At 57.8% G+C, this 14377-nt stretch carries 8 protein-coding genes; 2 read left to right on the forward strand and 6 right to left on the reverse strand.

The window, feature by feature from the left end; all coding sequences use genetic code 11:
• Window positions 1-9: 9 nt before the first annotated feature.
• A complete protein-coding gene (gltB, locus tag M8014_RS21140) occupies window positions 10-4470 on the reverse strand; it encodes a glutamate synthase large subunit (protein ID WP_271284339.1) in 4461 nt (1486 codons plus the stop codon).
• A gap of 683 nt (window positions 4471-5153) precedes the next feature.
• On the opposite strand from gltB, the gene mnmL reads away from it, so the two are divergent.
• Window positions 5154-6098, forward strand: a complete 945-nt coding sequence (gene mnmL, locus M8014_RS21145) for a tRNA modification radical SAM protein MnmL/YtqA (protein ID WP_271284627.1) — start codon at window positions 5154-5156, stop codon at window positions 6096-6098.
• Here the strand turns inward: mnmL and M8014_RS21150 are convergent.
• A complete protein-coding gene (locus M8014_RS21150) occupies window positions 6075-7577 on the reverse strand; it encodes a helicase HerA-like C-terminal domain-containing protein (protein ID WP_271284340.1) in 1503 nt (500 codons plus the stop codon). The two genes, mnmL and M8014_RS21150, sit on opposite strands and share 24 nt — an antisense overlap.
• Window positions 7578-7714: 137 nt before the next feature.
• Here M8014_RS21150 and M8014_RS21155 point away from each other — a divergent pair, with 137 nt between their 5' ends.
• Window positions 7715-9352 (forward strand): dihydroxyacetone kinase subunit DhaK, encoded by a 1638-nt coding sequence (locus tag M8014_RS21155; protein ID WP_271284341.1) that lies wholly within the window; start codon window positions 7715-7717, stop codon window positions 9350-9352.
• 44 nt (window positions 9353-9396) lie between these two features.
• Here M8014_RS21155 and ahr read toward each other — a convergent pair whose 3' ends face one another.
• The 4 genes from ahr to holC form a co-directional block, all read right to left on the reverse strand.
• On the reverse strand, window positions 9397-10416 hold the full coding sequence (gene ahr, locus M8014_RS21160; protein WP_271284342.1) for an NADPH-dependent aldehyde reductase Ahr: 1020 nt from the start codon (window positions 10414-10416) through the stop codon (window positions 9397-9399).
• Between the two features lie 82 nt (window positions 10417-10498).
• Complete coding sequence (locus M8014_RS21165) at window positions 10499-11002, reverse strand: GNAT family N-acetyltransferase (RefSeq protein WP_271284343.1); 504 nt, start codon at window positions 11000-11002, stop codon at window positions 10499-10501.
• Window positions 11003-11013: 11 nt separating this feature from the next.
• Window positions 11014-13869 (reverse strand): valine--tRNA ligase, encoded by a 2856-nt coding sequence (locus tag M8014_RS21170; RefSeq protein WP_271284344.1) that lies wholly within the window; start codon window positions 13867-13869, stop codon window positions 11014-11016.
• On the reverse strand, window positions 13869-14312 hold the full coding sequence (gene holC, locus M8014_RS21175) for a DNA polymerase III subunit chi (RefSeq protein WP_271284628.1): 444 nt from the start codon (window positions 14310-14312) through the stop codon (window positions 13869-13871). The genes M8014_RS21170 and holC overlap by 1 nt, the downstream gene beginning before the upstream one ends.
• Between the last annotated feature and the right edge of the window lie 65 nt (window positions 14313-14377).

The following is a 14377-nucleotide window of genomic DNA, read 5'->3' on the forward strand; positions in this document are numbered from 1 at the left end:
CTGAATTCCTTACTGCGCCTGCACACGCAGCTCTGCTGCGCTACGACTACGGTGACCCAACAGTGCTTTGACATCGCTGGACTTCGGTTTAACCAGCGCGAATTTCGAGGAGAACGCCGGCCAGTTAGCCAGGATCTCTTCGCCGCGCGAAGAACCGGTATGATGCACATGCTCGGTAATCAGGCCGCGCAGATGCTCTTCGTGGATTGCCAGGGTTTCAACATCCAGCACTTCCACCAGCTCCGGGTTCACGCGCTTGCGGAAGTCGCCACTCTCGTCCAGAACGTAGGCGAAGCCGCCCGTCATACCGGCGCCAAAGTTAACCCCGGTTTTGCCCAGCACGCAGACAATCCCACCGGTCATGTATTCACAGCCGTTGTCGCCGATACCTTCCACCACGGTGATTGCACCGGAGTTACGCACCGCGAAACGCTCACCCGCACGCCCTGCGGCGAACAGACGACCGCCGGTGGCACCGTACAGACAGGTGTTGCCGATGATGCTGGCATCACAGCTGCGGAACGCCGAGCCCACCGGAGGACGCACCGCCAGCAGACCGCCCGCCATGCCTTTGCCGACATAGTCGTTGGCATCGCCGGTCAGGTACAGCTCCACGCCGCCGGCGTTCCATACGCCAAAGCTCTGGCCTGCGGTGCCGCTGAAGTGGGCGGTAATCGGATCGGCTGCCAGACCCTGGTCACCGTGCGTCTGAGCAATGTAGCCCGAAAGCGTAGCGCCAACGGAACGGTCGGTGTTGCGGATATCAAACCAGAAGGTTTTGCTCTGCTTGTCATCGACATATGCTTTTGCCTGCTGCAACAGCTGGGCATTCAGCACGCCATTATCAAACGGCGGGTTGTTCTCGGTGCAGTAGACGGCTTTGCCTGGGTGCGGCTCGGCGGTTTCCAGCAGTCGGGACAGCTCCAGCTTCTGCTGCTTGGCAGTAAAGCCTTCCAGCTCTTTCAGCAGGTCGGTACGGCCAATCAGATCCACCAGACGCGTGACGCCCAGTTGCGCCATCAGTTCGCGGGTTTCGCGGGCGATGAAGTCAAAGTAGTTAGTCACTTTGAACGGCAGGCCGTGGTAGTGGTTTTTACGCAGTTTTTCGTCCTGGGTTGCAACACCCGTTGCGCAGTTGTTCAGGTGACAAATACGCAGGTATTTACAGCCCAGGGCCACCATCGGGCCGGTGCCGAAGCCAAAGCTTTCAGCGCCCAGAATTGCCGCTTTGATGATGTCGAGACCGGTTTTCAGACCGCCATCCACCTGCAGACGGATTTTGTGACGCAGACCGTTGGCCACCAGTGCCTGCTGGGTTTCCACCAGGCCCAGTTCCCACGGACAGCCTGCGTATTTCACCGACGAGAGCGGGCTTGCACCGGTACCACCGTCGTAACCAGCGATGGTGATCAGGTCCGCATAGGCTTTTGCCACCCCGGTGGCAATGGTGCCAACGCCCGGTTCAGACACCAGCTTCACGGAGATCATTGCTTTCGGGTTGACCTGTTTCAGGTCGAAAATCAGCTGCGCCAGATCCTCGATCGAGTAAATATCGTGGTGCGGCGGCGGGGAGATCAGCGTCACGCCCGGTACCGAGTAGCGCAGTTTGGCGATGTACGGGGTCACTTTATCACCCGGCAACTGACCGCCTTCGCCCGGTTTTGCACCCTGCGCGACTTTAATCTGAATCACGTCAGCGTTAACCAGATACGCAGGCGTCACACCGAAGCGACCGGAAGCGACCTGCTTGATCCGCGACACTTTATTGGTGCCATAACGGGCCGGATCTTCGCCGCCTTCGCCGGAGTTCGAATTGCCGCCGATGCTGTTCATCGCTTCAGCCAGCGCTTCGTGGGCCTCCGGGCTCAGGGCGCCGATAGACATCGCAGCAGTATCAAAGCGTTTGAACAGCTCGCTGGCCGGTTCCACATCGTGGATATTGACCGTCTCGCCGTCCGGGTTCACCGCCAACAAATCGCGCAGCGTGGCTGCAGGACGTTCGTTAACCAGCTTCGCATACTGCTGATAATCACTGTACTCGCCGCTCTGCACGGCCTGCTGCAGAGTTTGCACCACGTCCGGGTTGTAGGCGTGGTATTCGCCACCGTGGACATACTTTAACTGCCCGCCCTGATCCAGTGGCTTGCGTGCCAGCCAGGCGCGTTTGGAGAGGTTCAGCAGATCCTGCTGGAAATCGCTAAAGCCTGCGCCGCCAATACGGCTGATCACGCCCTGGAAGCACAGGTCGGCGACATCGTCATGCAGACCGACGGCTTCGAACAGCTTCGAGCAGCGATAAGAGGCGATGGTCGAGATGCCCATTTTGGACATGATCTTGTACAGGCCTTTGTTGATGCCGTTACGGTAGTTCAGCATCACCGCGCGGTACTCTTTTTCGATCGCGCGGCCGTCGACCAGTTTTGCCAGCGTTTCGTAGGCCAGGTACGGATAGATGGCCGTTGCACCGAAGCCCAGCAGCACGGCGAAGTGGTGCGGGTCGCGGGCGCTGGCGGTTTCAACAATGATGTTGGCGTCGCAGCGCAGGCTCTTATCCACCAGACGGGTCTGGATCGCACCGACCGCCATTGGCGCCGGAACCGGCAGGCGGTTCTTCGCGATATTACGATCGGACAGCACCAGCAGAACCGTGCCATCACGCACCATCTGCTCGGCTTTATCACACAGGGCTTTTACCGTGTCTTCGAGGTTCGCTTCGGTCACGTCGAACGTAATGTCGAGCGTGTCGGCGCGGTAGTGCTCCTCAGTCATGGTGGTAAGCTGTTTGAAATCGGAGTACAGCAGGATCGGTGACTTAAAGCTCAGGCGGTGCGCCTGACCTTCGGCCTCACAGAAGACGTTCATCTCACGACCAATACTGGTGGCGAGCGACATCACGTGCGCTTCACGCAGCGGATCGATTGGCGGGTTAGTCACCTGCGCAAACTGCTGACGGAAATAGTCGTAAATGATACGCGGCTGGCTGGAAAGCACGGCAAACGGGGTATCGTCACCCATTGAACCGACGGCTTCCTGGCCGTTTTCACCCAGCACGCGGATCACTGAATCCAGCTCTTCCGCGCTGTAGTTAAACTGTTTCTGGTAGCTGGCAAGGGTGTCGTCATCCAGTTCGCGGCAGCCCACGTCCTGATCCGGCAGATCTTCGAACGGCACCAGACGGCGGACGTTTTTCTCCATCCACTCTTTGTACGGATGGCGGATCTTCAGATCGTAATCGGTTTCCGCAGAGTGCAGGATGCGACCGACACGGGTGTCGATCACCATCAGTTCGCCTGGTCCAACGCGGCCTTTCTCGACCACTTCGTCAGGCTGGTAATCCCAGATCCCCACTTCGGAGGCGCAGGTGATCAGCTTGTCTTTGGTGATAACGTAGCGCGCCGGGCGCAGGCCGTTACGGTCAAGGTTACAGGCAGCAAAGCGACCGTCAGACATAACGATACCGGCCGGACCATCCCACGGCTCCATGTGCATGGAGTTAAAGTCGAAGAATGCACGCAGATCCGGATCCATATCCGGGTTGTTCTGCCAGGCTGGCGGAACAAGCAAGCGCATCGCGCGGACGATATCCATCCCGCCGGCCAACAGCAGTTCCAGCATGTTATCCATTGAGCTGGAGTCGGAGCCGGTTTCGTTAACGAACGGTGCGGCATCGTGCAGATCCGGGATCAGCGGAGTCTGGAACTTATAGGTACGGGCGCGTGCCCACTGGCGGTTGCCGGTGATGGTGTTGATCTCGCCGTTGTGTGCCAGGTAACGGAACGGCTGGGCCAGCGGCCAGCGTGGTACGGTGTTGGTGGAGAAGCGCTGGTGGAAAAGGCAAATGGCCGATTCCAGACGCAGGTCCGCCAGGTCCAGGTAGAAGCGCGGCAGGTCAGCCGGCATACACAGACCTTTATAGATGTTCACCAGGTTCGAGAGGCTACAAACGTAAAACTCTTTATCGTCCTGCAGGCGTTTTTCAATGCGGCGGCGGGCGATGAACAGACGACGTTCCATATCGCGCGGACGCCAGCCCGCCGGTGCGTTAACAAAGATTTGCTCGATACGAGGCAGCGAGGAGAGGGCGATTTCACCGAGGACCCCTTCGTTGGTAGGCACATCGCGCCAGCCGACAATAGACAGGGTTTCGCGTTGAAGTTCTTCTTCGACGATGCGGCGTGAGGCGGCAGCTTTTTCAGGATCCTGATTCAGGAACAGCATGCCGACAGCGTAGTTTTTGGCTAAACGCCAGCCGCGCTCTTCCGCTACGATGCGAAAGAAACGATCCGGTTTTTGCAGCAGTAGACCGCAACCGTCGCCGGTTTTGCCGTCGGCGAGGATCGCACCTCGGTGCTGCATACGGGCCAGTGCGTGTATAGCGGTACGCACTACCTTGTGGCTAGGTTCGCCTTCTATGTGGGCGATCAGGCCGAAACCACAGTTATCCTTCTCAAGGGATTTATCGTACAACATATCAGTGAACCTCCCCAGGCTCTGCGGGACTTTCCTCTGGACCGTGGCGCACAGGCACAGCAAGAGTGCGGCGACGGGGTTTGCGTGTCATACGCGTACCTCGCATTCGCCCTCTTAATATCCTTTTCGCACAGGTCAAACAAGTTTGAGGACTTGCTTCAGAGGGAATCTCAATTACTGCATAAATATGATGAGCAGGCTGCTCATCCAGAAAGCTTCCAGCGGATTTCCAACTTATCGGGAATCGGTACATAGGTCAAATGGCAAACTTATTTATACAGAAATGTGCTAAAGGGGGGTTAGTTAATTGATATTGCTGGGTATTTACCTTAATTCACATCCCTGTAACCTTACAGTAGCCGCTGGGGTAGTGTGATCTGACTCACTATATGAAAGCGGTATTATCGCTGTAGCGTGCTGAATGGCTCAATTTATGCGGAGTTTTATTCTGCCATGAGTCGTAAACCCGCATGATGTCACTGTTTTGAAGCTCAGGCGCTATAAATGAAAAAAACCTGCTGAACATAAGGAAAAGTAATTAAAAGAGGGGTGAATGAAATTGCAGTTATCTTGGGTAATTATGCAAAAGATAAAAGCGCACCATGACGATTGATCCAGGTCATCGCCGATGGAAGCTAAAAATGGCAGGCTTGTCCCCTTTCAACGGGGCGGTCTATCAGATTATGCAGTTACAGAAATTAGTCAACATGTTTGGTGGGGATCTTTCGCGCCGGTATGGGCAAAAGGTCCATAAGCTGTCGCTCCATGGGGGATTTAGCTGCCCGAATCGCGACGGCACCATCGGGCGCGGCGGCTGCACGTTCTGTAACGTGGCCTCCTTTGCTGATGAGGCGCAGCAGCATCAATCTATTGCCGACCAGCTCGCCCATCAGGCAACGTTGGTGAATCGCGCGAAGCAGTATCTGGCCTATTTTCAGGCGTATACCAGCACCTGGGCCGAAGTGCAGGTACTGCGTTCTATGTATCAGCAGGCAGTGAGCCAGGCGAACATTGTTGGGCTGTGCGTCGGTACGCGTCCGGACTGCGTGCCGGAGGCGGTGCTCGATCTGCTCAGCGACTACAAAGAGCAAGGGTATGAGATCTGGCTGGAGCTGGGGTTACAGACCGCGCACGATAAAACCCTGCATCGCATTAATCGCGGTCACGATTTTGCCTGCTATCAGCGTACCACCCGGCTGGCGCGCGAGCGCGGGCTGAAAGTGTGCACCCATCTGATTGTCGGCCTGCCGGGAGAACACCAGCAGCACGCGCTGGACACCCTGCATAAAGTCGTCGAGACCGGCGTTGACGGCATTAAGCTCCACCCGCTGCACATTGTGACGGGCAGTATCATGGCCAAAGCCTGGGAAGCAGGTCGTCTGAGCGGGATCGAACTGGACGAGTACGTGCTGACGGCGGGCGAAATGATCCGCCACACGCCGCCGGAGGTGGTCTATCACCGGATCTCCGCCAGCGCTCGCCGCCCAACACTGCTGGCACCGCTGTGGTGTGAGAACCGCTGGACGGGAATGGTGGAACTCGACCGCTATCTGAATGAGCAGGGCGTTCAGGGCTCAGCGCTCGGTACCCCGTGGATCCCCGCGTTATCGTCGCCGTCCGCCCAGTAAACTGCCCAGCATGCCGCGCACGATCTGATTAGTCACCTGACGCGCCGCGCTTTTCGCCATGGTTTGCACCACGCCATCGCGCTTGCCGCCGCGCGGACCGGTGCTGCCAAACAGAATGTCTTTTAAGCCGCCGAGGATTCCCTCATCGGTGTCGGCAGGCTGGCCTTTAGCGGCGGGGGCCTCCTGTTGATCCGGGCTGGACTGAACGCCTTTTTGCAGCATTTCGAATGCAGACTCGCGGTCCACCTGATCCTCGTACTTACCGTAGACCGGGGAGTGGTTGATAAGCCCATTACGCTCATCCTCACTGACTGGCCCCATTCGCGAGCGGGGGGCGATGACCATCGCGCGGGCCACCATCGACGGGCTGCCTTTGGCGTCGAGAAACGAAATCAGCGCTTCACCGGTTCCCAGCGCCTGGATGGCCGCTTCGGTATCGAAGGCTGGATTGGCGCGCATGGTTTGTGCTGCGGCTTTGACGGCCTTCTGATCTTTTGGCGTAAAGGCGCGCAGGGCATGTTGAACGCGATTCCCCAGCTGGCCCAGCACGTTGTCAGGAATATCGCCGGGATTCTGCGAAACAAACCAGACCCCAACCCCTTTGGAGCGGATCAGGCGGATCACCTGTTCAATCTTGTCGAGCAGCACCTGCGGCGCATCGCTGAACAGCAGGTGGGCTTCGTCAAAGAAAAACACCAGCTTCGGTTTATCCAGATCGCCCGTTTCCGGCAGCTGCTCGAAGAGCTCAGAGAGCATCCACAGCAGGGTGGCCGTGTACAGCTTCGGCATCTGGTACAGCTTCTCGGCGCTCAGGATGTTGATGATGCCCTTGCCGTTACTGTCGGTGCGCATCCAGTCTTTGATATCCAGCATCGGTTCACCAAAGAAATGCTCCGCGCCCTGCTGCTCCAGAGTGAGTAACCCGCGTTGAATCGCCCCGGTGGATGCCGGGCTGATGTTGCCGTACTGCGTCTGGAAGGCTTTCGCGTTATCGCCGATGTACTGCGTAATGGCGCGCAGGTCTTTCAAGTCGAGCAGCAGCAGCCCCTGCTCGTCGGCAATGCGGAAGATAATATTCAGTACACCCGACTGCACGTCGTTCAGATTGAGCAGACGCGCCAGCAGCAGTGGCCCCAGATCGGAGACGGTGGCGCGCACCGGGTGGCCTTTCTCGCCGAAGATATCCCACACCACCACCGGATTGCTTTGCGGCTGCCAGTCGGTGATGCCGATGTTTTTTAGCCGCTCAAGCAGCTTCTCCGATCCGATGCCTTCCTGCGCGATCCCGCTGAGATCGCCTTTCACGTCGGCCATAAACACCGGCACGCCAATATCCGAAAAGGATTCGGCCAGCTTTTGCAGCGTCACGGTTTTGCCCGTACCGGTGGCGCCGGTAATCAGGCCGTGACGGTTCGCCATTGCGGGCAGTAAAAACAGCTCGTTGTCCAGCGTGCGGGCAATCAGCAGGGGTGTACTCATGATGCGCTTCCTCGTTGAGTCCTGCGTCGAGTATAGGCAACCTGACGGTAAAATGAGTGAGGTAATTCTGCAGTTTTCGGCGCAATATCCAGTGCGGACTATGCTTTTGCATACGGCTAACAATAATTTGAGGAACTATGTCCAGATTCTTTTTTAACGACCGTAAACAACTGGTTAATGACGCCATCGAAGGTATGCTGATCTCGGCCCCACACGGCAATCTCGTCAAACTGGAGAGCGATCCGGCGATTCGGGTAGTGGTGCGTGCCGACTGGGATAAAAGCCGTGTGGCGGTGATCTCCGGCGGCGGATCGGGTCATGAACCGGCTCATGCCGGGTTTGTCGGCAAAGGGATGCTCACTGCCGCGGTCTGTGGCGATCTGTTTGCGTCGCCGAGCGTGGAAGCGGTGCTCAACGCCATCGTTGCGGTTACCGGCGATCGCGGCTGCCTGCTGATCGTGAAAAACTACACCGGAGATCGTCTCAACTTTGGCCTCGCGGCGGAAAAAGCCAAACGCTACGGACTCAAAGTGGAGATGGTGATTGTGGCGGATGATATCGCCCTGCCGGATAACAAGCAGCCGCGCGGCATTGCCGGAACGGCGCTGGTGCATAAGATTGCCGGACATGCGGCGGAACAGGGCAAGTCGCTAAGCGACGTGCGTGATATTGCCCGCCAGGTCTGCGACAACCTCTGGAGTCTGGGCGTGGCGATGCAAACCTGCAATCTGCCGGGCAGCGACGAGGAAGAGGGACGTATCAAACAGGGCCACGTTGAGCTGGGGCTGGGCATTCATGGCGAACCTGGGGCATCGGTGGTGGCGTCGCAAAACAGCAAAGCGATTATCGACACGCTGGTCACTCCGCTGGCCGAACAGGCTGGTGCGGGGCGCTTTGCGGTGCTGATTAACAATCTTGGCGGCGTGTCGGCGCTGGAGATGGCGCTGCTGACCAAAGAGCTGGCGCATTCGGCGCTGAAAGAGAACATTGCGTATCTGATTGGCCCTGCGCCGCTGGTGAGTGCTCTGGACATGAAGGGCTTTTCACTCTCACTGCTGAAGCTTAATGAAGGGTTTGAGCGGGCGCTTAACGCACCGGTGGAGACTCTGGGCTGGCAGAAGCCGGTGGCGTTTTCCCCGCTGCGTACGCTGGCGCACTCCGCGCTTCAGGATCGCGTTGAGTTTACCCCTTCTGCAAATGCGCAGGTGGCGCAGTACGTCGCAACGGCGACGCAGACCCTGATCGGTCTGGAAAACCGCCTGAACGCCCTGGATGCCAAAGTGGGCGATGGCGATACTGGATCGACCTTTGCGCAAGGCGCGCGGGATATTGCGCAATGGCTGGAAGAGGATCGTCTGCCGCTGAACGATCTGCCTTCGCTGTTGCTGCTGGTGGGCGAACGACTGGCAACGGTAATGGGGGGATCGAGCGGTGTGCTGATGTCGATCTTCTTCACGGCGGCGGGCCAGGCGCTGGATGAGGGTAAACCGCTGCCGGATGCGCTGCTAAACGGTCTCCAGCAGATGAAGCACTACGGCGGGGCGGATCTCGGCGATCGGACCTTGATCGATGCCCTGCAGCCCGCGCTGGAAGCGTTGCAGAAAGGGGATATTCAGGCTGCGGCAGAGGCCGCGAAAAAAGGTTCAGAAGCCACGGCCAGCATGCAAAAAGCCGGAGCAGGGCGCTCATCGTATGTGAATAAAGAGAATCTGGCGGGAGTGACCGATCCGGGCGCAGTGGCGGTAGCAGAGGTGTTTACTGCACTTGGACGGTAGGTGGAAAACGCCCGGTAAGCGTAGCGTCACCGGGCAATCACGGCTTAAAAGTCCGCTTTCAATACCACGCGATAACGGGCTTTACCGTCGCGCACATGCTGGATCGCTTCGTTGATTTTCGACATCGGATACAGCTCGGTGGTTGGCGCGACTTTGGTGCGGCCGGCAAACTTCATCAGCTTACGCAGCTCATAAGGTGTGCCTGTCGCAGAACCCGACACGCTACGATCGCCGCCAATCAGCGTGAACGCAGGCACCGGCAGCGGCTTCATGACGGCACCCACGGTATGGAAGTTGCCGCCGTAGGCCAGCGCTTCAAAGTATGGCTGCCAGTCGAGATCGACGTTTACGGTGTTGATGATCAGATCAAACTGACCGGCCAGCGCTTTCAACAGCGCCGGATCGCGGCTGTTGACCACCTTATCGGCACCCATCGCCAGCACTTCTTTCTCTTTTGCCGGGTTCGAGCTAAAGGCCGTGACTTCGCAGCCCATCGCGTGCAGCAGCTTGATCGCAATGTGGCCCAGACCACCAATACCAATGACGCCTACGCGGCTGGTGGCGGTGACGTGATGCATTAAGAGCGGTTTGAAGACGGTGATCCCGCCGCACAGCAGCGGACCTGCGGATTCAATATCAATGCTGTCTGGCAACGGGATCACCCACTGCCAGTCGGCGCGCAGCTTGTCGGCAAAACCGCCGTGGTTGAGAATGGTCGGCGTGGCGCCTTCGAGACAGTTAATCTGGTTGCCGCTGATACAGGCATCGCAGTGCCCGCAGCTGCGAGCGGTCCAGCCAATGCCCACGCGCTGGCCAATTTTCAGCCCTTTTTCCTGCGCGGCGGTGCCGAGCGCGACCACGCGGCCAATGACCTCGTGACCGGCAATCAGTGGATAGCTTGAGAAGCCCCATTCGTTATCGATCATCGACAGGTCGGAGTGGCAGATGCCGCAGTAATCGACCTGAACTTCGACATCTTCTGCTTTCAGCTCGCCCGCATCGTATTCGTACAGTTCAAGTTCTGCACCCGCCTGCGGTGCGGCGTAGCTTTTTATTGTCGACATCATTTTTCCCCATGTTGGTGTTGAACTGAGAGTGTAGAGCATTCAGTTTACAGCCGCTTAACAGAAGGGGGCGGGAAAGGCGTTACAGCGTTTTCAGCATCCGCACTTCACAATCCACATGTCCGGTACAGCCCAGAGGCTGGTCGATATGCTCAAAGCCGAGGTGCTCGTACAGTCTGATGGCTTCGGTGAGGAAGGCGGTGGTTTCAAGATAACAGCGCGTAAAACCCTGCGCGCGGGCATGATCCAGCGCCAGTAGGGCCAGTTTTTTGGCTAAGCCTTGTCCACGCACGACGGGCAGAAAATACATTTTTTGCAGTTCACAGATGTCCGGCTCGCTGCAGGAGAGCGGCGCAACGCCGCCGCCGCCCACAACTAACCCATCCTGCTCGACAACCCAATAGGCATGGCCGGGCTGGCTGTACAGGGCGTACAGCTCGTCGAGATTGGGATCCGCGACGGTATAGCCTTTATCGGCCGTCAGGCCGAATTCAGCGGATACCCGGCGGATAACGCCGGCAATAGCCGGGTTATCCGTGGCGGTGATACGGCGCAGTTGCGCCGTTACAGGGGCATTTACATGCATTGCTTCACTCATCACAGCGCGCTAATGGTGGCCTGCTGCTCGATCAGTTTCGCTTTTGCATCCGCGAAACCTACCATCCTTTCACGCTCTTTGGCGATAACCGCTTCCGGGGCGCGTGCAACAAAGGCTTCATTAGACAGTTTGCTCTCGATCTTGCCGATTTCAATGTCGACTTTCGCCACTTCTTTCGCCAGACGCGCCAGCTCAGCCTCTTTGTCCACCAGGCCTGCCATCGGGATCAGCAGCTCGGCGCCGTCGATGATTTTGGTCACGGAAACTGGACCTTTGTCATCCGCAGGCAGCACGGTGATGCTCTCCAGACGCGCCATGGTCTGCAGGAAGGTGCTGTTTTCGGTGACGCGACGCGCGGCGGCATCACTGCATCCACGCAGCAGAAGCGCCAGCGGTTTACCCGGGGAGATGTTCATCTCAGCACGGATATTACGCACGGCCACGATCGCCTGCTTCAGCCATTCGGTATCGGCAGCAGCGGCTTCATCAACCTGAGCGGCATCGAATTCTGGATACGGCTGCAGCATGATGGTATCGGCATTGATGCCGGCAATCACTTTCACGCGCTGCCAGATGGTTTCGGTGATGAATGGAATGATCGGGTGGCCCAGGCGCAGCAGACCTTCCAGCACGGTGATCAGCGTGTTGCGTGTGCCGCGCAGCTCAGACTCAGAACCGCCGTTCATTACCGGCTTGGTCAGCTCCAGATACCAGTCGCAGAACTGGTTCCAGGTGAATTCGTACAGGATGCCTGCTGCAATATCGAAGCGATAGCTATCCAGTGCCTCGCGGAACGCTTTAGTGGTCTGGTTGAATTCAGCCAGGATCCAGCGGTCTGCCAGCGACAGGGTCATTTCGCCGCCGTTAAAGCCGCAATCCTGTCCTTCGGTGTTCATCAGCACAAAGCGGCTGGCGTTCCACAGCTTGTTACAGAAGTTGCGGTAACCTTCCAGACGTTTCATGTCCCAGTTGATGTCGCGACCGGTCGAGGCCAGCGCCGCCAGGGTGAAACGCAGGGCGTCAGTACCGTGCGGTTCGATGCCGTCCGGGAACTGCTTCGCGGTGCGTTTGGCGATTTTTTCTGCCAGCTGCGGCTGCATCATGTTGCCGGTACGTTTCTCCAGCAGGTCTTCCAGGGAGATACCGTCCACCATATCCAGCGGGTCGATAACGTTGCCCTTGGATTTGGACATCTTCTGGCCTTCGTCGTCGCGGATAAGACCCGTCATGTAGATGGTCTTGAACGGGATCTGCGGCTTGCCGTCTTCATCTTTGATGAAGTGCATGGTCATCATGATCATGCGGGCGATCCAGAAGAAGATGATGTCGAAGCCGGAAACCATCACGCTGGTTGGGTGGAACTGACGCAGCGCGTCGGTGTTCTCTGGCCAGCCGAGGGTGGAGAAGGTCCACAGCGCGGAAGAGAACCAGGTGTCGAGCACGTCGTCGTCCTGACGCAGGGCTACGTCGGCACCGAGGTTGTTTTCCTGACGCACTTCGTCTTCGGTGCGGCCAACAAACACATTCCCTTCGTTGTCATACCAGGCCGGGATACGGTGACCCCACCACAGCTGACGGGAGATGCACCAGTCCTGAATATCGCGCATCCAGGAGAAGTACATATTTTCATACTGCTTCGGCACGAACTGGATGTCGCCGTTTTCAACCGCTTCAACCGCCGGTTTCGCCAGCACGTCGGCACGGACGTACCACTGGTCGGTCAGCATCGGTTCAATGACCACGCCGCCACGGTCGCCGTAAGGGACGGTCAGGTCGTGCGGTTTAACCTCTTCGAGCAGGCCCAGCGCGTCAACCGCGGCAACCACGGCTTTACGCGCGGCAAAGCGTTCCAGCTTCTGGAACTCGGCCGGAATGTCGCTTGCGTAAACGTCAGACTCTTCGCCTTTGGTGTCGTACACTTCGGCGCTTTCACGGATATCACCGTCAAAGGTCAGAATGTTGATCATCGGCAGGGCGTGACGACGGCCCACTTCATAGTCGTTAAAGTCGTGCGCTGGGGTGATTTTGACGCAGCCGGTGCCTTTTTCCATGTCGGCGTGTTCATCGCCCACAACGGGAATACGACGGTTAACCAGCGGCAGGACCACGAATTTACCGATCAGATCTTTGTAGCGTGGATCTTCCGGGTTAACAGCGATGCCGGTATCGCCCAGCAGGGTTTCCGGACGCGTCGTTGCCACGACCAGATAATCTTTGCCGTCTGCGGTAGTCGCACCATCGGCCAGTGGATAGCGGATGTGCCACATCGAGCCTTTCGACTCGCGGTTTTCCACTTCCAGGTCAGAGATGGCGGTGCGCAGTTTTGGATCCCAGTTTACCAGGCGCTTGCCGCGGTAAATCAGATCTTCTTTGTACAGACGGACGAACACTTCTTTCACCGCATTGGACAGGCCTTCGTCCATGGTGAAGCGCTCGCGCTCCCAGTCCACGGAGTTGCCGAGACGGCGCATCTGGCGGGTAATGGTGCCGCCAGATTCGGCTTTCCACTGCCAGATTTTGTCGATAAAGGCGTCGCGACCGTAGTCGTGGCGGGTTTTACCTTCTTCAGCGGCAATCTTACGTTCGACCACCATTTGGGTAGCAATACCCGCATGGTCGGTACCCGCCTGCCACAGGGTATTTTTGCCCTGCATGCGCTGGTAACGGATCATGGTATCCATGATGGTCTGCTGGAAGGCATGACCCATATGCAAACTGCCGGTGACGTTCGGCGGCGGGATCATGATGCAGAAGGACTCTTTGCTTTCATCGCCGTTAGGCTTGAAATAGCCCTGCTGTTCCCAGTGCTCGTATAGCGGCTGTTCGATATCGCGTGGGTTATATGTCTTTTCCATTATTTCCAGGTTGCCGTATTCAGGTTAAAACCAGCCAGTCGGTACGCTTTGTAGCGTTCGCGCGCCAGTTGTTTCAAAGAATCTTCGTGAGGGACAAAGTCTACCACTTCTGTGAAAGCGGTGGCAAAATCTGCAAAGCCGATCCGCAGGCTGATCAGGATATCCCGCGGGCTGCTGTTGCGTTTTTGCGGCCAGGCGATCTCCACCGGCGCGCCACCGCGCGGGCCTTCCCCCGCCAGGTTGTGCGGAACAAAACTTTCCGGTGGTCGTGCCCACAGGGCTTCATCCAGACGGATGGCCTGCTGCTCATCTTCGCAGGCAATAAGCACGCGTTTACCACCGCGCCAACGTTCTGCGGCAATCTCACACACCAGCTGTTCGACAGCGCTAAGGCCATCCTGCTGCGCGTCATTGTCCAGAAGATAGAACGTTGCGTTTTTCATCATATGGGGCTTCTTGTGGTGACTTTAAATATGAAGCCGGGTGGCGGATGCCACCCGGTATTCGG

The sequence above is a fragment of the Silvania hatchlandensis genome (assembly GCF_025564065.1).
GTDB classification, from domain to species: domain Bacteria; phylum Pseudomonadota; class Gammaproteobacteria; order Enterobacterales; family Enterobacteriaceae; genus Enterobacter; species Enterobacter hatchlandensis.

Excerpts from the sequence above, each read along its gene's own strand:
- gltB (WP_271284339.1), bottom strand. The coding sequence starts at position 4,470 with ATGTTGTACGATAAATCCCTTGAGAAGGATAACTGTGGTTTCGGCCTG.
- mnmL (WP_271284627.1), top strand. The coding sequence starts at position 5,154 with ATGCAGTTACAGAAATTAGTCAACATGTTTGGTGGGGATCTTTCGCGC.
- M8014_RS21150 (WP_271284340.1), bottom strand. The coding sequence starts at position 7,577 with ATGAGTACACCCCTGCTGATTGCCCGCACGCTGGACAACGAGCTGTTT.
- M8014_RS21155 (WP_271284341.1), top strand. The coding sequence starts at position 7,715 with ATGTCCAGATTCTTTTTTAACGACCGTAAACAACTGGTTAATGACGCC.
- ahr (WP_271284342.1), bottom strand. The coding sequence starts at position 10,416 with ATGTCGACAATAAAAAGCTACGCCGCACCGCAGGCGGGTGCAGAACTT.
- M8014_RS21165 (WP_271284343.1), bottom strand. The coding sequence starts at position 11,002 with ATGCATGTAAATGCCCCTGTAACGGCGCAACTGCGCCGTATCACCGCC.
- M8014_RS21170 (WP_271284344.1), bottom strand. The coding sequence starts at position 13,869 with ATGGAAAAGACATATAACCCACGCGATATCGAACAGCCGCTATACGAG.
- holC (WP_271284628.1), bottom strand. The coding sequence starts at position 14,312 with ATGAAAAACGCAACGTTCTATCTTCTGGACAATGACGCGCAGCAGGAT.